This is a genomic window from Gemmatimonas sp. UBA7669 (assembly GCF_002483225.1).
GTDB lineage: Bacteria > Gemmatimonadota > Gemmatimonadetes > Gemmatimonadales > Gemmatimonadaceae > Gemmatimonas.
Genome location: NZ_DLHL01000011.1, coordinates 78,154 through 95,187, shown reverse-complemented (window position 1 = coordinate 95,187; position 17,034 = coordinate 78,154). Strand labels below are relative to the sequence as shown.

General features: G+C 66.1%; 13 protein-coding genes. 5 read left to right on the top strand and 8 right to left on the bottom strand.

Annotation, left to right across the window (positions count from 1 at the left end):
* Positions 1 to 18: 18 nt before the first annotated feature.
* Genes B2747_RS02835 through B2747_RS02820 form a run of 4 tightly spaced genes read right to left on the bottom strand, consistent with a single transcriptional unit; the run spans position 19 to position 3,267 of the window.
* Positions 19 to 1,077: a hypothetical protein gene (locus B2747_RS02835; protein WP_291156647.1), complete on the bottom strand. Its 1,059-nt coding sequence runs from the start codon at positions 1,075 to 1,077 to the stop codon at positions 19 to 21.
* Complete coding sequence (locus B2747_RS02830) at positions 1,074 to 1,871, bottom strand: hypothetical protein (protein WP_291156643.1); 798 nt, start codon at positions 1,869 to 1,871, stop codon at positions 1,074 to 1,076. Before B2747_RS02830 ends, B2747_RS02835 begins: the two co-directional genes overlap by 4 nt.
* Positions 1,868 to 2,659, bottom strand: a complete 792-nt coding sequence (locus B2747_RS02825) for a 1,4-dihydroxy-6-naphthoate synthase (RefSeq protein WP_291156640.1) — start codon at positions 2,657 to 2,659, stop codon at positions 1,868 to 1,870. The genes B2747_RS02830 and B2747_RS02825 overlap by 4 nt, the downstream gene beginning before the upstream one ends.
* Complete coding sequence (locus B2747_RS02820) at positions 2,656 to 3,267, bottom strand: hypothetical protein (protein ID WP_291156638.1); 612 nt, start codon at positions 3,265 to 3,267, stop codon at positions 2,656 to 2,658. The genes B2747_RS02825 and B2747_RS02820 overlap by 4 nt, the downstream gene beginning before the upstream one ends.
* 55 nt (positions 3,268 to 3,322) lie before the next feature.
* Between B2747_RS02820 and B2747_RS02815 the strand changes: the two genes are divergently transcribed.
* Positions 3,323 to 4,981, top strand: coding sequence for a tetratricopeptide repeat protein (locus B2747_RS02815; RefSeq protein WP_291156635.1), 1,659 nt, complete (start codon positions 3,323 to 3,325; stop codon positions 4,979 to 4,981).
* A 95-nt stretch (positions 4,982 to 5,076) separates the two neighbouring features.
* On the opposite strand, the gene B2747_RS02810 is transcribed toward B2747_RS02815, so the two are convergent.
* Positions 5,077 to 5,622 carry a helix-turn-helix transcriptional regulator gene (locus B2747_RS02810; RefSeq protein ID WP_291156632.1) on the bottom strand — a complete coding sequence of 182 codons (546 nt, stop codon included), beginning with the start codon at positions 5,620 to 5,622 and terminating at the stop codon, positions 5,077 to 5,079.
* Between the two features lie 171 nt (positions 5,623 to 5,793).
* Here B2747_RS02810 and B2747_RS02805 point away from each other — a divergent pair, with 171 nt between their 5' ends.
* A complete protein-coding gene (locus tag B2747_RS02805; RefSeq protein WP_291156628.1) occupies positions 5,794 to 8,400 on the top strand; it encodes a hypothetical protein in 2,607 nt (868 codons plus the stop codon).
* Here the strand turns inward: B2747_RS02805 and B2747_RS02800 are convergent.
* A complete protein-coding gene (locus B2747_RS02800; RefSeq protein ID WP_291156626.1) occupies positions 8,372 to 8,920 on the bottom strand; it encodes a hypothetical protein in 549 nt (182 codons plus the stop codon). The genes B2747_RS02805 and B2747_RS02800 overlap by 29 nt on opposite strands.
* A 150-nt stretch (positions 8,921 to 9,070) precedes the next feature.
* On the opposite strand from B2747_RS02800, the gene B2747_RS02795 reads away from it, so the two are divergent.
* Both B2747_RS02795 and B2747_RS02790 read left to right on the top strand, forming a co-directional pair.
* Positions 9,071 to 9,535, top strand: coding sequence for a hypothetical protein (locus B2747_RS02795; protein ID WP_291156623.1), 465 nt, complete (start codon positions 9,071 to 9,073; stop codon positions 9,533 to 9,535).
* A gap of 95 nt (positions 9,536 to 9,630) precedes the next feature.
* A complete protein-coding gene (locus B2747_RS02790) occupies positions 9,631 to 11,562 on the top strand; it encodes an ATP-binding protein (protein ID WP_291156620.1) in 1,932 nt (643 codons plus the stop codon).
* 10 nt (positions 11,563 to 11,572) lie between these two features.
* Here B2747_RS02790 and B2747_RS02785 read toward each other — a convergent pair whose 3' ends face one another.
* Both B2747_RS02785 and B2747_RS02780 read right to left on the bottom strand, forming a co-directional pair.
* Entirely contained in the window at positions 11,573 to 13,612 is a 2,040-nt protein-coding gene (locus tag B2747_RS02785) for a methyl-accepting chemotaxis protein (protein ID WP_291156617.1), read from the bottom strand.
* A gap of 34 nt (positions 13,613 to 13,646) precedes the next feature.
* On the bottom strand, positions 13,647 to 15,104 hold the full coding sequence (locus tag B2747_RS02780) for an alginate export family protein (RefSeq protein ID WP_291156614.1): 1,458 nt from the start codon (positions 15,102 to 15,104) through the stop codon (positions 13,647 to 13,649).
* Between the two features lie 192 nt (positions 15,105 to 15,296).
* Here B2747_RS02780 and B2747_RS02775 point away from each other — a divergent pair, with 192 nt between their 5' ends.
* A complete protein-coding gene (locus tag B2747_RS02775; RefSeq protein ID WP_291156611.1) occupies positions 15,297 to 17,015 on the top strand; it encodes a hypothetical protein in 1,719 nt (572 codons plus the stop codon).
* Positions 17,016 to 17,034 lie beyond the last annotated feature (19 nt).

Here is a 17,034-nt window from a genome sequence, read left to right as displayed (position 1 = left end):
GCGGTAAGTCACGAGTCGCTACGGCGGAGAGGGCTGGCTGCGCTGCACATCAATACGCGCGGCCAGCCACACCGCCTGTGGTGTAATAACCAGCGTGTCCGGTGTGGCGCGTACCTCCACGCGCCTGTCGGTCATGGGCAGGGCGCCCTCAATGGACACCGGCAATCGCACGGCGCGAAAGAACTTCTGCGGAATGCGCACCGCGAATCCGCGTCCCACCAGTGCGAGAATGCGCTCCTCCACATTGGCCTTCTCCACCGCCATGTCGCAGAGACGGGACTTCTCTGCCAGCGTACGCTCGAGCGCCCGCACACTGGCGGCCGAGGGCTTGATTCGCAGGCGCAACTGCAGGCCCGGGAAATCGGGATCTATCAGCACGCCGCCGTTGGAGGCACTGAGCTTGAGACGACCGCGCGCCACATAGTCGGCCGGAATCACCGTCCCCGAGATGTTCTCGGCCGTCGTGAGATCACCGCACACCATGTTGGCCAGTCCGCGCGAGTCCCACTCGAACGTCATGCGACCACGCCCTTCGCCCTGCGTGAGTCGCACCGGCAGCACGATGCCAATCGTGTCGCCACCGAACGAAAGGGTGGGGGCGCCGGGTTCAAGACGACCACGCAGATCCGCTACGTCGAGCTGCAGGCTGTAGGTGCCGACACGACGGCGCCCCAGCAAACCCAGTCGGGCCTTCACTTCGCCCTGCTTGCGCACGCGCAGATTGGTGAGATGCAAGTCGACCCGGTCGAACCATCCCACAATCACCCCCGTCACCATGCGCTGCACGAAGGGGGTGGGCAGCGCCAGCAGCACGTCGCCCTCGGGACGACGATCGAGCAGCGCACTGTATTGCTGCGCCACTTCCAGCTCGGCCTGCAGGGCGTCGCGCTGCTCCTTGAGAACGCGCAGCTCCTCCACCACCACGCGTCGGTCCACTCCGCGGGTGGGTGAGGTGCTCCACCACCAGGCGGTAGCGCCTGCCACGACAAGCAGCAGCACGGCACCCAGGGCAAGCGCAATGCGACGCTTGCGAATGCGGAGAAAACGAATGCGCGATGCCGTGATGCGCGGCGTCATGGACGCGCCGCCTGCTTTCGCGGCGATCCGATGGTGTCCCGGGTTGCGTCAGACGCCGTATCGGCAACAAACGGACTGCGCTCCACCTTGAGCACCACCGTCAGGCGGTCCTGAAACGCCAGCACACGGCTGGCACTGATGGTGAGATCGGCACGCGCCGGCTCCACCGCCAACGCGCCCTCCGGACCAAATCCCGGCAGGCGCAGATCGTGATCGAAGCGAATCGGCAAGGTGACGTTGGGCAGGGCCGATCCGATCTGCGGCAAGGCCCGGTCCACCAGGCGCTGCAGAATGCCCAAGGCGAGATCGTTGAACGCCGACGGTACATCACGTGGCGAGGTGAGCACCGCGTCGTCGAGCCGAATGCGAGAATGCAGGGACCGTGTGCGATCCACCGCGAATTCATCGAGTGTGCCACGCACCGTGAGATCGGCCGTGGCACGCGGGAAGGCCGCGCGGTACACACGGCCCGCCACATTCACGCGGGCCACGTTGCCGCGGAAGGCGAGTTGCGCGTCGGTGAGTTGCACGGTCAGCGTGCCCGGAATGACCAGCGTCACCGGCAACGAGGCGGAGAGCATGCGTTGCAGGACCGAGTCGGCCACACTGAGCACCAGCTCATCGGGGTGACGCACCAATCCGCTGTCGCTGACGTGACGCAGGTCGCGCAGGCCCGCGACTTCACGCGTCAACTGTGCACGTTCTGCCAGCAGTGCCGCCGTAGCGCGATCGCTCGTGCAGCCAAGGATGCCGCACATCAGGAGCAAGACCACACTGGCGGCGATTCGCTTCACGGAATCCGGTCCTGCGCCACCAGGCGCGCAATGGCCGCGGCGCCCAGCTCACCGATGTCGAGACTGAAGCGATTCACGTAGAGCGCGATGTGTTGCGCACAGACGTCATCGGACATTTCCTGCGCGTGCGCACGCACGTAGTCGGCGCTGGCCTCCGGATGATCGAAGGCGTATTGCACGGACGCGCGGATGGCCTGCTCCATCTCCTGCGCGAGCGTCGGGTCGATGTCTTCGCGCACGGTAATGCCGGCCAGCGGCACGGGCAGCGAGGTCTCGCGCTCCCACCAGTCGCCGAGGTCGAGGATGCGCACCAGGCCGTGATCGGCGTAGGTGAAGCGACTCTCGTGGATGATGAGACCCGCGTCCACTTCGCCATCGGCGACGGCGCGGAGAATGCGGTCGTAGCGCAGCTCGTGGACGTCCTGCAAGGGCGGCGCCGCGAGGCGCAGCAGGCGATACGCGGTGGTCTCGCGTCCGGGAATGGCGAGACGTCCCTGGGCCACGTCGGCCAGTGGGCGCGGCGTGCGCGCCACCACAAGGGGCCCCACACCGTTGCCGAGCGCGGCGCCGCTCCGCAGCAGACGATAGCGCGAGCCCACGGCGGTCATGGCGCCCACACTGAGTTTGGTGAGGGCAAACGCACCCGTGTGTGCCTGGCGATTCAGTTCCTCGATGTCCAGCAGCACCGGCTCAACTGGCAGCGGCGAAGGAACCAGACCATGCACGAGCGCGTGAAACGCGAATGTGTCGTTGGGGCAGGGCGAAAAACCGAAGGTCAGTCGGCTCATGCGCGCGGCTCGGCAGCAAGGGCCCGGTCGAAGGCTTCGAGCAGGGGGGGCACGAGGGCGTGTACGACGCCGAAGGCTTCTTCGAAATGCCACTTCGTGCGGTCACGCTCCTCGATGGCATTGGAAATGACGCGAACCTCGAGCGCTGGCACCTTCGCGAGCTGACAGGCGCGCAGCACGGCAAAGCCCTCCATTGCTTCGACCTCGCCGCTCATCATCTCGCCGTCCGTGGTGCCACCCACGCGCGCGCTCGTGCCAATGTCCCGCAGCACGGCGTCTGGCAAGGTGTTCTGTGCGGCCTGCAGCAGAGTGGCGCTGGCCTCCACGATGCGCGGCGCGAAGCGGGCATCGATCACGAGGTCGTGGTACAGCGCACGCTGCCCGATCACCACCTGACCGGGCGCGAGCCCACTCGCCCGTCTGGCCCCGGCAATGCCCACGTGCAGAACGGCGCGCGGTGCGTACTGCTGGAGTGCGGCAGCCGTGTGCGCCGCCGCATCCACCGGGCCAACGCCGCAGCAGATCGCCACCTGCGCCGGAGTCGCAGGTGAGGGGGGCAATTCCATGGCCGTGGCGGCAATGAGCATCAGTGGAGCGGATTGCAGCATGAATCAAAACTAGGGGATGGCTGGGCCGCGCGGTCAATCGCTTAGATTTCCCTTGATGTATCCGAGTTCCAAAGTTCAGGCTGGCCTGCGCCTCCGACGGGTCGCCAGCGGTGGCGTGCTGATGGTGGCGGGCCTGCTTGGCCTGCCCTGTGCTGACGTGAGCGCCCAGGAGCGCGTCTCGCCCTCGCCGCGTGACTCGTTGGCCGGTGCGCTGTTTGCGTCAGCCATGCGTGCCGATTCGCTCGGACAGTTGAGTGAGGCGCTGGCCGGATTCCGTCGTGCGCTCGCCCGGGCGGAAGCGGTGCAGGATGCCCAGACATTGGGTGACGCCTGGCACAATGGTGGTGTGACGCATTGGACGCGGGCCAACTACGACAGCGCACTCGTGTGGCTGCAGCAGGCCCAGCGCTACCGCGAGTTCAGCGGTGACCGCGCGGCCTACGGGCGCACCATGAACACGCTCGGCTCGTCCTACTATCAGCTCGGACAGTACGGACCGGCGCTGGAGGCCTTCTTCCGCTCGCTCACCGTGTGGCAGCAGGCGCACGATTCGGTGGGGGTGGTGCGAACGCAGGTGAACATCGGCAAGACCTTTCAGGACTGGGGCCAGCTGGACCGGGCGCAGCAAGTGCTCAAGGAGGCTGAGGCGCTGGCGCGGCGATTGCCAGGACGGCACGCAACGCTCGGCTATGCGCTCAACAGCCTCGCCATGCTGGCCATTGATCGCGGTGACTACGCCTCGGTCCCGGCGCTGGTGGCTGAGTCCCGCGAGAACTACTCCACCCGTCATGCCGATGTGAGCCCCGCCGACTCGGCCGGAGCCTGGTCGCTCAACACCTCGGCCGAGGGTCTGCTCCTTATCAGGCAGGGTCGCCCGGCCGAGGCCCTGCCGTTGCTGGATAGTGTCTATCGCGTGGCCCTCGAACGACAGAGTGTTCGAGGGCTTGCTCGGGTTCAGCTGTATCTGGGTGAAGCGCATGCGGCGCTCGGGCATACCGATATGGCGCGCGAGGCGCTGCAGGCCTCGCTCGAGGCGTCCGCGTCAGTGAGTCAGCGCATTCTCAGTCTGGCCGCGCTGCGTGAATTGGCCACGTTGGAGGAGCGGACCGGCAACAGTCGTCTCGCCCTGGCGCGCCTGCGCGCGTATCAGGCGTTGCGGGACACGGTGTTCGATCAGGACGCGGCGCAGCGCATCGCCATCATGCAGGCGCGGGTGGAGACCGATCGCGCACGCATGGCCAACGTGCATTTGCGTGAGGCGCAGCAGGCGCAGGACGCCATCATCGCGCGGCAACGTACGGCGGTGGGCATGGGCGGTGTGGTGCTGGTTCTCGCGCTGTCGCTGGCGGGTGTGCTGGTGTCTACCAACCGCCGCGGACGGCAGCGCGAACTGGCGTTGGGTCTCGCCAATATTGAACTCAATGATGCCAACACCAGACTGCGTGGCGCGCTGTCCGAGGTGCGCACGCTCAGTGGTCTCATTCCGATCTGCGCCAACTGCAAGAACGTGCGCGATGACCAGGGCTACTGGGCGGCCGTAGAGACCTACGTCAGTCAGCATTCCGATGCGCGATTCAGCCATGGCATCTGCCAATCCTGTGGTCCGGCGCTGTACGGCGAGCTGTGGGGTGAAACGGAGGGCGGCGGCTCCAGGATGGTGGAGCCACCGCCCTCCCGCGCCGCGACGGACGAGCCGCACGGCGCACATCAATAAGGTCACACAGGCTATTCATTGCCGATTGGGGGCAGTGCTCGCCGCGTGCGGGGCGGCGGAGGTGATGCTGTCGCGGGGGGACGCTGCGCTACCGCTCAGACCTGCGAGAGCTCGCCCATCCAGCGGGCCAGTTCGGCGCGGCTGTGAATGCCAAGCTTGGCGTAGACCCGCTCGGTGTGGCGCTTGGCGGTGTGCACCGAAATGGCGAGATCGGCGGCGACTTCCGGGATGGCCCGGCCGGTGGAGAGCAGGGACGCGATTTCCCGCTCCCGTCCGGTGAGTTGCCGTGCCTCGAACAGGCGCCGCATGGGGTCCGGCGGCTCCGGACTCAGTACCATGAGGATTTCCGAATCGGCATCGGGAGATCCGATTTGTACGGCGCGTACCTTGAGGGCACCGCAGTGCCGGAGCCCAATGCGGGCCTCGGCCGCCCGCGGGCTGGCCCGCTGTGGTGGGATGCGCCAGTGACGCGGGCCGGCTGCCGTATCGCGGGCCAGTTCGGCGAGTTCGCGCAGCACCTGCGGTTCGTCGCCTCCCATTTGACGGCTGGCCGCCGGGGAGACTTCGAGGATTTCGCCGCGCACGGAAGCGCGGATGTAGGGTAGACCGAATTCGGTGAGGATCGTTGCCAGAGCGAGCATGGGCGGGGCCGGAGAAAGGTCCAGGCGGTCATGCGAACGGGAGGAAAGTGCGAGAAACCCCTCAATCCCCCCTCGTCAGGCGATCAATTCGTCATCAATTTTGAGTTTGCGGCAAAATTCTTCGATCAACTCCTCCCATCCGGCCACTCCTCAGGTGTAGATTCGGGCACTTTGACTGAATCGACCCGCCTCAGCTCTTTCGAACTTCGCCTGTTTGACGGCGTCCGCCTTCTGGAAGGCGGCGACGTCGTGCGGTCGAAAGCCACCCAGCGTCGCCGTCTCGCGGTGCTGGCGTACTTGGCGCTGTCCCCGAATCGCACCGCCACGCGGGAAGCCATCATGGGGCTTCTCTGGGCGGAGCTGTCGCCGGATAACGCGAAGCGCAATATGGCTGAGGCCGTCTACCAGATCCGCCGGGAGCTGGATCAGGACGTCCTGCGGTCTGAGGGTGAGGACCTGACGCTGTCGCCGCTGGTCCGCTGCGACGTCGACGCGTTCGAGCTGGCCATGAAGGCTGGAGATCTTCCAGCAGTGGTGGATGTCTACCAAGGGCCCTTGTTCGGTACGTGGTCCGTCGGTGACGCGCCAGAATACGAACAGTGGGCTGAAAACGTGCGCAGTGCACTGCGCCGTCGATTCCAGCAGGTCCTGCAGAAGGGAGCGGAGGAGGCGCTGGCTGCCGGCCAGTTCGAGGCCGCCTATCGCTGGTATGAGCGACTGGCCGTCGATGACCCGGACCTGGTGGCGGCGGTCGAAGGCAAGGCTCGCGCGCTGGTGGGGCAGGGCGAGCCGCGGCAGGCCGTGCGGGTGCTCGACGACTACGCCGCGCGCCTCGAGAAAAACGAGGACGGGCCGGTGCCGGCGGTACTCAAGCTGCTTCGGCAGGAGCTGGTCAACCGGACATCCGAGATGCCGACCTCCGTTCGGCCGCTCCCGGAGAGGCCCCAGCCGGAAATGCCGCGAGCGGCGGATCCATTGCCCGCGACTCCGGTCTCAGCGAGTCCGGCGTCAGCGACACCCACGTTGGCGACACCCTTGCTGGCGACACCCTTGCTGGCGACACCCTCGCCGGCGACGAGCACCAACGTTCCCGCACCCAAACCGCAGGCCGCCCGTGCGCCGAGCTCCGCGATCGGCCGCTGGGGCTGGGTGGGCCTCGCCGCGGTGCTGGTGCTTCTATTGGGAGCCACCCAGCTGTTCCGCGATCGCTCGACGCGTCCGGCGGCAGCGGGTATGGACGAGATGCCCGCGACGCGTGTCGCGGTGCTGCCAGCGCCCCTGCCGGCCGGTGACAGCTCGCTGGCGTATCTGCAGGATGCGCTGCTGACAGGTGTCACTGATCAGCTCACGACCAACTCGCTGTCCGTAACCACGCGCGGTGAGGTTCGCGCAGTGGAAAACGGCCGCGTGTCCTTGGATTCGTTGATCATGCTGCGCCGGATCGGGACGCTGGTGGAACTCGGTATGAGTCGGGTTGGCAGCACCGTGCGGATGACGGTGCGCTTGCTCGATGCGGCAACGCGTGAAGAGCTCGCATCCCAGATTTTCGGGAGCAACGGAAGCGACGCGCTGGCATTGGAAACCGACATCTCGCGCTATGTGGCCCAAGTGCTCGGGCGGCGCATGAACCAGGTGGTCGTGCTCCGCGACACCATGCAATTCAAGCGGGATGCATATGCGCGGAAGCTGCTGGTGGCGGCCGTGCGAACGCGTGAAGATGTCGAAGCTGTGTCAAGAAGCGTAGAAGGTACGGATCGGGACGCGGCTGTGCGTGCGCTCCGAAGCGCAGACTCACTGCTGGTACGCGCGCTGTCCCAAGAGCCTACCTGGTCTGCCCTTCGTGTCGAGCGAGCCCGTCTACGCGTTACACTGGCGCCCTTTGTGCCCTCGCGTGCAGTCCTCGATACGGGCATGAGGCTGATGGATAGCGTCCTTCGCAGCACGCCGGACGATCCGTCCGCCTTGATCGTGAGAGGTCAGCTGCGACTGATGGCCGCCAACCATGAAGGACAGTCCATCAGCGATACGACCCTGTTTCGGCTCGCCGCAGATGACCTCATGCGCGCCAGCGCACTGGCGCCGTATCGTGCGGATGCGTGGCTATCGCTATGGAATCTCTACAACAAGCGCGGCGAGTACGAGATGGCGCGCGGTGCCGCGCTGCGTGCTCTTGAAAACGATGCCTTTATGTACAACAGTGAGCGGGCATATTTCGCGCTCTTCGCGGCTGCCATCGGCACCAATGACCTGGAAGAGGCGTATCGGTGGTGTGAGCGTGGAAGGGTGGCGTTTCCCGATCATGCGACGTACTGGCTTTGCGAGCTCACATTGATGCGCGAGCGACCGCATCGTACTGGAGATGTGCAGCGAGCCCGGTATCTGGTTGCCGTCCTCGACTCGTTGGCTCAGCGGCCACGCGTGCCGACGGTCGACGTATATCAGCCAATCTATCCGCGCGTAGTTTTTGCCGGCGTATTGGCTCGTGGTGGCGATACCGTCGCGGCGCGTCGGGCGCTGGAACAGGCGCGTCGACTTTTGCCGGACGATCGCCGGGTGCCGCGCCAGAATTTCGCCTTCGATGAAGCATGGGTCCATTTGCAACTCGGAGATTCAATCCGCGGACTTCAGCTTTTGAACAACCTTATTCGCGAAGAGCCGCTCGTGCACAAGCGACTCCTGTCGGTACCAATGTATCGGGGCATTCGCGATCGGCTGCCGCCCTTGAAGGCGACAGCCGATGGTGAGTCCGCTACTTCTGCGACGCCAACCACTCGCTGAGTGGGACGAACTTGCCGTTCAGCGTAGCGCCTGCTGACGGCAGCACCAGCACGTGGTCGGTGATGGGGTCAAAGTTGGTCGGATACTCGTGCGCAATGGCAATGATCTCCTCGTTCGTGATGGCTTCACGCAACGTTTGCATGAAACCCTCCGACTGGAAGCGCACATAGTACGGCACGAGAAACTTCTCGATGGCCGCCTCGCCCCAGAATACGGCATCGAACTTTTCCGTATCGATGTAGATCATCTCGCCCGTACCGGGGTGCTGGACATACACCGCCTTGGGGCGTGGCTTGCCGGGCGCCTTGAGCGGCGTCACGACACGAATCTCGCCCGGCGCGGTCGGCGCCTTGGGGTCCACGGGCACAAGGCCAAGGCCGGTACCGCCGTCGCGCAGCGGGGCATTGGCCGACAGCGTATATGTCGTACCACGCAGGCCGTCAGCCGCTTCGGCAACCCGGCGCAAGTCGTTGGCTGTGACAGTCACGGATGGTGTGGTCGAGTCGGGTTCCTGGGGCATCGTCGCTTCTCCGATAGGTGGGCCTGACCTCGGGGTGCGTATAGTATGGACGAGGTCGGCGGAATCGGAGATAGGACGATCGACCTATTGGTGGCGTCCCGGAATGGTGGCAAGCTTCCTTGCACTCGCAGCAATCCATTGGGAGGGCCCATGGCCAAGCATTTGCCTGTGCAGTTGATGACCGTGCCCCTGCTCGCCTGTGTCGTGTCTGGCGCTGCATCGGCTGACCTTTCGCATGCCGCCGAAGACGGGGCATATGGGTCAGCCATGAGCGAGCCGGTCTGCGTCACGGCGGTCTTGTCGCCTACGCAAGCGCAGTGGGTCGACGCCCCCGGAGTGAGTGGGGCACAGTTCGCCGTCGTCTGGGACGCACAATTCCAGACGTACGACATCCTCTGGGCCAATCGCACGCGGGCGCCATTGCGGCTGCACTTTGTGGCTGATTCGCTGGCCCGCACCGACGATGCCGAGACCAGCGCCAAATCGCGTCTGGCTCGCCGTGAGCTGGGGCCGCGTGAGGTGGAGTCGTTGCCCGGGGCCACCGTGGTGCCGTCGCAGGCCAGCAAGTCGGTGTGTGTCCGCACCCTCCGGCCCGCCGACGGAAACAGCCCCTAGCTCGTCGGGGATCTCCGGTCGGGGATTTCCGGTCGAGGATTTCCCGTCGGGGAATGCCCTGCACGCCTACGGCCCGACCGCGATATGTTCCCGGCATGGACTCCAATGCCATTCGCTCGGCGGCGCTGCTCGACAAGTTGTCGGCGCAAGTGCCCGGTGTCATTTACCAGTTTCTGCTCCGGCCCGATGGGACCTCGTGTTTCCCGTTCGCCAGCAACGGCATCGTGGACATCTACGAAGTCGCGCCGGAGGAAGTGCAGCACGACGCGTCGGCCGTCTTCTCGCGACTGCATGCCGATGACCTGCCGCATGTGGCCGCGTCCATCAGTGAGTCGGCCCGCGAGCTGACCCGCTGGCAGTGCGAGTATCGCGTGCAACTGCCACGCGCCGGCCAGCGCTGGCTGCGTGGTGATGCCCGTCCTGAACGTCTGCCCGACGGCAGCACCCTCTGGCACGGCTACATCGGTGACATCACGGCGCAGCGGTACACACTCGAGGCCCTGGCGGAAAGTGAGGCGCGCTACCGGGTGCAGGTGGAGCACGCCCCGGAGGCCATCATCGTGTATGACGCCGACACCGGCGTCTTCACCGAACTCAATGGCAATGCGGTCACGCTGTTTGGCTATCCGCGTGATGTGCTGCTGCGCAAGACGCCCATGGCGCTCTGTCCGCCCGTGCAGCCCGATGGACGTCCCAGTCTGCCGGCCGCGCTTGAAGCCATGCAGGCGGCACTCGACGGTCAGACCGTCGTGCAGCGCTGGACCTATCGGCACGCCGACGGCCACGACATTCCCTGCGAAGTGCGCCTCGTGCGCATGCCGGCCGAGGGACGGCGACTGGTGCGCGGCAGCATCACGGACATCACGGCGCAGCAGCGCCTGCAGGATGAGCTGCTGCAGGCCAAGAAGATGGAATCGGTGGGACGTCTGGCCGGTGGCATCGCGCACGACTTCAACAACGTACTCACCATCATTCGCACCTCGGTGGATCTCGCGCTCAGCGGCCTGGCCGTCGATGATCCGCTACGCGACGATCTGACGCGCGTGGCCGAGGCCACCACGTCGGCCACCAGTCTCACGCGACACTTGCTGGCTTTCTCTCGGCGTCAGGTCATCGCGCCGGTGGTCCTCGACGTGAATCAGGTGGTACAGCGTGTCTCCGGCATGCTTCGGCGGGTGATGGGCGAATCCATCAGTCTGCGTCTGGCCACCGCCACGCGTCCAGCCATGGTGCGCTTCGACGAAGGCCAACTCGAGCAGATCCTCGTGAATCTCGCCATCAACGCCCGCGACGCGATGCCGGGCGGTGGGGTGCTATCCATCGCGGTGGATGTAATGCCGGACGAACTCGAGAGCCGTCATCAGGAATTCGTGCGCCTGCAGGTGACCGACACCGGACAGGGGATGACCGCCGACGTGCGCGAACGCGCCTTCGAACCGTTCTTCACCACAAAAGACGTGGGGCACGGCACCGGTCTCGGTCTCGCCATGATTCACGGGGCGGTGTCACAGAACGGCGGACGCATTCAGCTCGACAGCGAGCCCGGTCACGGCACGCGATTCACCATTCTGCTGCCGCATGTCAAGGCGGTGGCGAGCGGACCCGAAGCGGGTCAGGATGCCATGTTACCGACCGGGAGCGAGCAGGTGTTGGTGGCCGAAGACGACGAACGTGTTCGCACGCTCATCGTGCGGCTGCTCACACGACAGGGCTATGTCGTGCGGGCCTTTGCCTCAGCCGAAGAGTTGCTGGACTGGACCGCGCAGCATCCGGGATCGTTCGATCTCCTGCTGACCGACGTCATGATGCCCGGCATGAACGGCCGCGAACTGGTGCACTATCTGCGGCTGGCGCACCCGGACGTGCCCGTGCTATACACGTCCGGATACACCGCCGATATCATTGGGGCTCATGGCGTGCCATTGAATGGCACGCCCATGAGCGGTGCGTCATTCCTGGCCAAGCCGTTCACGGCGGCGGACCTGGCCGTCAAGGTCCGCGCCGTGCTCGATGAGGCGAAGCGCTGACGCGAAGCGCTCAGGCCGCGACCAGCGAGCGAGCGGACCGGCGTGACCGTCCGGCGTGGCGGTTGCTGCCAGAAATGGCAGACCGCGACGCCGATTCCTGTCCACTCAGCGCAAACTCGCCGATGAGCGCCGTCATGGTCGTGGCCTGACTCGCGAGTTCCTCGGCCGCGCTGGCCGATTCTTCCGCGTTGGCCGCCACCTGCTGCGTGACGCCGTTCATGAGCTCCACAGCCTTCTCGATGGTCGTGATGCCCTCGCGCTGCTGCTGGCTGGCGGTGGCCACTTCCACCATCACCGCTCCGACGCGCGTGACCTGACGATCGATCTCGTGCAGCTGCTCGAGCACGAGTTCGTTGCGTGTCACGCCTTCCGCCGCCGTGGTGACCGCCTGCTCGATGAGGTCCGAGGTTTGCCGCGCGGCCTCGGCGCTGCGCAGCGCGAGGCTGCGCACCTCTTCGGCCACCACTGCGAAGCCGCGGCCCGCGTCACCCGCACGCGCCGCTTCCACGGCCGCGTTGAGCGCCAGCAGGTTGGTCTGGAAGGCAATCTCGTCGATGGTTTTCACGATACGGGCCGTGGCGTCGCTGGCCTGCTTGATGCGCGCAATGGCATCGGACAGACGACCCATCTCCTCCACCCCGCGGCTTGAAGTCTGCTGCGCCTCGTGCGTGAGTTGCTGCGCCTCAGCGGCGTACTGCGCGTTCTGACGCGTGACCGCGCCCACTTCCTGCAGACCGGAGGCCACTTCTTCAAGCGACGCGGCCTGGTCGGAGGCAGAACGCGCCAGACCCTGACTGCCGTCGGCAATCTGCAGCGAGGCGGCGTTCACCTGTTGCGCCGACGACGCGACCTCAGCCAGCGTGCTGTCGAGGGCCTCGGCCGCCGTGTTGAGCGCGGTGGCCAATACGCCATGATCACCCTGCCAGGTGGTGCGCATGCGCGCCGAGAGGTCGCGGGTGGCCAGGCGCTCCAGCGTGCCACGCGCTTCGTTCACCGGCTCGAGCAGATTGTCGAGCACCGTATTGAGACCAATGGCGAGCTCGCGGAAGGAGCCACGGAACTGTTCCGTCTCCGCGCGCACCTGCAAGCGGCCAGCCACCGCGGCCTCCGTGAGTGTGCGCATCTCACCGTCGAGCGCCACGAGCGTCTGTTGCACGCGCGTCATGGCCTGACCAAGCACGTCCCGCTCCGAGCGCACATGCACCGTCACCGACGCATCGCCATCGGCGAGATGCTGCGCCACATCGGCCAGTCGGGCGTCGGCTGCGGCCATGCGCTGCATGGCCACTGCCAACTCCGCCACTTCGTCACGCGCGCCCTGCTGATCGATGGAGACATTGCAGTCGCCCTCGGCCAACTGATCCGCCACGCGCGTGAGCTGCGCGAGGGGGACGGTGATGCTGCGATAGATGAACCAGGCAACGGTCAGACCGGCCACGATGGCCACGAGGCAGAGCGCCACGATGAGCACGATGCCCCGAACCGCCTGTGCCTCCGCGGTGGCCGCCTCGGCGGCCAGCGCCGCGTCCTGCGCGTCGACCAGCGCGGAAATGGCGGCCACATACGTTGACAGTGATGGCAGCACTTCGCTCGTGAGCATGGCTTCGGCGCGGGCGACATCACCGCTCTTGCGTACTTCGGCCGCCGCGTCGAACGAGGCTGCATGTACCTTGCGCAAGGCCTTGATCTCGGCCACCTGGCGCGCCATGGCGGTGTCGGCACTGCCGCCAGAATCCGCCACGACGGAATCGAGACGCGCATAGGCCGCGTTGATGCGTTCGCGTGAGTGCGTTACGCCCTCGGACGAGCTGGCAATCAATTCCTCCGAGCTGGCAGCAAACAGCGCGAGCTTGAAGCGCGCTGCTTCGTTCACTGCGTCGATGAGTTCGTTGGCGGCGCGCACCTTGCCAGCCACGTCGCGCGTGGCGAGATCGACCGTGTGGCGCAACGAGTACACGCGCAACGTGGCGATGCTGCCCACGGCGGCCAGAAGAATGAGCAGAAAGCTGAAGCCGGCAAGCAGCCGGGTGCGGACGGTCCAGTGGCGCATGTGATGCTCTATGAAGAGGGGAGTGATGGAGCGCTCAGAACGTGAAGGCTGTGCCGACGAAGCCCCAACGCTCCGTTCGCGCACCACCCGGTGTGTTTCGCAGGAAGGCGCCCGGCAGCACGAGCGCGCCGCCGAAGATCACCTGCGTGTGTGCGGTGGCCTTCCACACACCGGTCAGATCCAGCTCATCGGCGGCATGCCGCGCCGTATTCCCACTGGCTGCGCGGAACACCGAGTTCTGCTTCGTCCACACCCCGTCGTCGAGACGGAGGCGGTCGAAACGATAGGCGGCAAAGCGCAGGTTCACGCTGCGCACCGGTGACCAGGTGCTGAAGAGGTGCAGCTCACGCACGTTGGTGCGACCGATGACATCGGCATAGCCACCGTGTGCATGCGCGGCCGGATACAGCACGGCGAACGCCTCCTGCCGATCGCCGGTGCTGCGATTCTCACCGCTCGCCTCTTCAATGCCAAGGGCGAGACTGGGTGCGCCACGCAACCTGGTCCAGCGCACTGTGGCTTCACCGACCCAGAACCAGCCATCCAGACGGCGCGCGCCGATCGCCCCGCCCTGTTTCGCGCCTTCGAATTCCAGTGAACGCGCGAGCGCCGACTTCTTGCCCCAATCCCACATCAGGCGGCCGCCGGTGGTAAGGCGGCGAACCGGTGCGCTGGCGGACTCAATCTGCTGCTCATACCAATACGCCTGCCACGTGGCAGGCAAGCCACGCCACAGCGGCGCCGCGCCAGTCGCGTTGCCCAGCGAGAGTGTGCGAAACTGCTGCGTCGTATCTGCGTGATTGCGCGCATACTGGCGCACGACCATGGGACGGGCCTGAATGCCCTCGAGCGCGAAACGTCCACGTTCCGTGTACAAGCGCACACCCTGTGAGCCGCGGCGCGTATTGGACCAGTCGGGTACGCCAAACAGGCGCTGTGCACCGAGGGCGATCTCCTGTCGTCCGACGCGCACGTACGACTTGTTGCTGCCCAGATCGATCCAGAGATTCTGCACGTCGCTGCGGTCGGCGTCATTCGGGCGCGCACCACCAGGCAGCGTACGGCCATAGCTCTGCGCGTCCCGGCCTTCGGCGAAGAGACGCGCGTAGCGCCCCTTGCGCTCACCGACTACGAGATCCGCGCTGATGAGCAGGCGCGACTGGCCGTGATCGTCATCGAGTTCGCCGGTGTTGAAGGCGCGGAAGAACTCCTCGCGCCAACGGGCCTGACCGCTGATGGTGAGGGTGATCGGACGCTCGCCGGCCAGTGGGATGTCCTTGATGACATCATCCCACTGCTCGAGCAGCCGTGCCTTGGGCGCGGCAGCCTCTGACGATACCGGGGCGGTTGAAACCGCCGAGGTCGTCGAAGAAACCGTTGTAGTAGTCGCTGTGGTACGTGATGCTGCTGCTGGCGCCTGGGACGACTGTGCCAGCGCCGGCACCGCCACGACCAACAACAGCGTGCACGCCCACCGGGTCGCTGTCAGCATGTGCTTCCTGACTCCGGGGTGGTGATTCGCTGTCTACGAGGGGCGCATCACGCGCCCATACACAGGGTATCGGCAGCTTCGGGGGAAGCTGTACTTTCCTGTGACTGAAACACTGGCGCCGCGCGCACCGCGTGCGCGTGAGAAATGCCAGTGCCACGGGTGTGATGTTGCGGTGTCACGAAACGGCCACTCATGTCACGAATTCTGATCGCTCTCAACGCGGCGCTGTTGTGGGCTGCGCCGTCGTCGCCGGCTCCCCTGCCGGCGGTGTCGGGCATCTCCCGTAGGGTCGAAACCTGTGACGGGCGACCGGTCACGCGCGTGGAGGTCGTACGCTCGTCGCGACAGGTGCTCGATCGCGCCCGTGTGCCCGGTGGGCTGCGTCAGCTGGTGGCACCACTGTTGATTGGTACCCCGAGCCGTTCCAACTCCATCACACCGTGGCTGTTGCTGCGCGAGGGGCAGGAGTGCACGGAATGGCGACGCGCCGAGTCGGAGCGTCTGCTGCGCACCCTGCCGTATATTGCCGACGCCACGGTGTCCGTGGTGGAAGAAGGCAATGGCGTGGCCATCGTAGTCGAAACCGTCGACGACCTGCGACCGATCCTCGGGCTCGGAGTGCGCGGCGCCGCCGTCACGTCGGCGGAGCTTGGCTCCACGAGTATAGACGGATCAGGGCAGCTCGCGAGTGTGCGATGGCGGGACGGGCGCGCGTATCGCGATGGCTTTGGTCTGCGATATACGCACTACCATGCGTTGGGTGGCCCAAACCTCGCGAGTCTCGTGGCGCAGCGCGCGCCGCAGGGCAGTGTGCTCTCGGCCACGCTGACGCGTCCTTTCGCGTCGTCGGTGCAGCGGCTGGCCGCGTTCACTGGCGTGTCCCGCGAAGATGACTATGTGCGCTTCGTACGCGAGTCTGACGAGCCGCTGGCGGTCGCCGTGCGTCGTGAGCGCGCCGACATTGGCTTCGCTTCACGCGTCACGGCCGCTAGCCGTGAAACCTGGTTGCTTGGCGCGGTCATGGGATGGGATCGCCGGCGCGTGGATGGGCAGGCGGTGTCGCTCACCGACACCGGCCGAGTCGCCGTACCCAATACGGAACTGGACAATCGCTTCGCCGACGGCGAGGCGTTCCGAGTGGGCGTGGTGGGGGGATTGCGGGCCCTGTCATTCGCCAAGGCCCGCGCTTTCGACGGGCTGGAGGCCGTGCAGGATGTCGCGCGTGGTGCCCAGCTTCTGTTGCAGGTGGGGCGCAGTCTGCAGGGCACCGAAGTGGGCCCCTTTGTGCGTGGCGATCTGTTCCTGGGTGTCGGCACGGCGTCGTCGTATCTCGGACTGCAACTGCGTGGCGATGCCCGGCGTGTGGGCAGCGACTTTCGTGAGAGTGTGCTGAGTGGTCGGCTGGCCTGGTACGCTCGCCCCACGGAAAGGCAGACGCGGGTGTGGTCGGCCGAGTACGCCGGTGCGTCGACGGCGCGTGTGCCGTATCAGCTCAGTTTTGGCGATGACGAGACCGGGCTTCGCGGATATCGTGCGTCGCGGGTTGGCGGTGGGCGGCGGCTGGTGCTACGCGCGGAGCGTCGCCTGTTGTTGCCGTCATTGGGCGAATCATTGGCATCCGGTGTGGCCGCATTCACTGATGTGGGGCAATTGTGGGCCGGTGGTGTGCCGTTCGGTGTGAACGCCTTCCGCGCGGGAGCCGGGATATCGCTGCTGGCCGCCGTGCCACGCCGCTCGCGCTCTGTAGCCCGCGTGGACCTTGCGTATCCGCTGGTGCCGGACGCCCAGGCGAAAGGTCTCGATGTGCGTGTGACCTATCGCCTGGCGTCTCGATTGTTCTGGCGTGAGCCCGCCGGTATTTCACGGGCGCGATCGGCGGCTCCCACGAGCGATGTGTTCAGTTGGCCGTGAGCCCTGGTTGGCTACGGCC

Bases quoted from the DNA above. Each gene is read 5' to 3' on its own strand.
- B2747_RS02835 (WP_291156647.1), bottom strand. From the start codon at position 1,077: ATGACGCCGCGCATCACGGCATCGCGCATTCGTTTTCTCCGCATTCGC.
- B2747_RS02825 (WP_291156640.1), bottom strand. From the start codon at position 2,659: ATGAGCCGACTGACCTTCGGTTTTTCGCCCTGCCCCAACGACACATTC.
- B2747_RS02820 (WP_291156638.1), bottom strand. From the start codon at position 3,267: ATGCTGCAATCCGCTCCACTGATGCTCATTGCCGCCACGGCCATGGAA.
- B2747_RS02815 (WP_291156635.1), top strand. From the start codon at position 3,323: ATGTATCCGAGTTCCAAAGTTCAGGCTGGCCTGCGCCTCCGACGGGTC.
- B2747_RS02810 (WP_291156632.1), bottom strand. From the start codon at position 5,622: ATGCTCGCTCTGGCAACGATCCTCACCGAATTCGGTCTACCCTACATC.
- B2747_RS02800 (WP_291156626.1), bottom strand. From the start codon at position 8,920: ATGCCCCAGGAACCCGACTCGACCACACCATCCGTGACTGTCACAGCC.
- B2747_RS02795 (WP_291156623.1), top strand. From the start codon at position 9,071: ATGGCCAAGCATTTGCCTGTGCAGTTGATGACCGTGCCCCTGCTCGCC.
- B2747_RS02790 (WP_291156620.1), top strand. From the start codon at position 9,631: ATGGACTCCAATGCCATTCGCTCGGCGGCGCTGCTCGACAAGTTGTCG.
- B2747_RS02785 (WP_291156617.1), bottom strand. From the start codon at position 13,612: ATGCGCCACTGGACCGTCCGCACCCGGCTGCTTGCCGGCTTCAGCTTT.
- B2747_RS02780 (WP_291156614.1), bottom strand. From the start codon at position 15,104: ATGCTGACAGCGACCCGGTGGGCGTGCACGCTGTTGTTGGTCGTGGCG.
- B2747_RS02775 (WP_291156611.1), top strand. From the start codon at position 15,297: ATGTCACGAATTCTGATCGCTCTCAACGCGGCGCTGTTGTGGGCTGCG.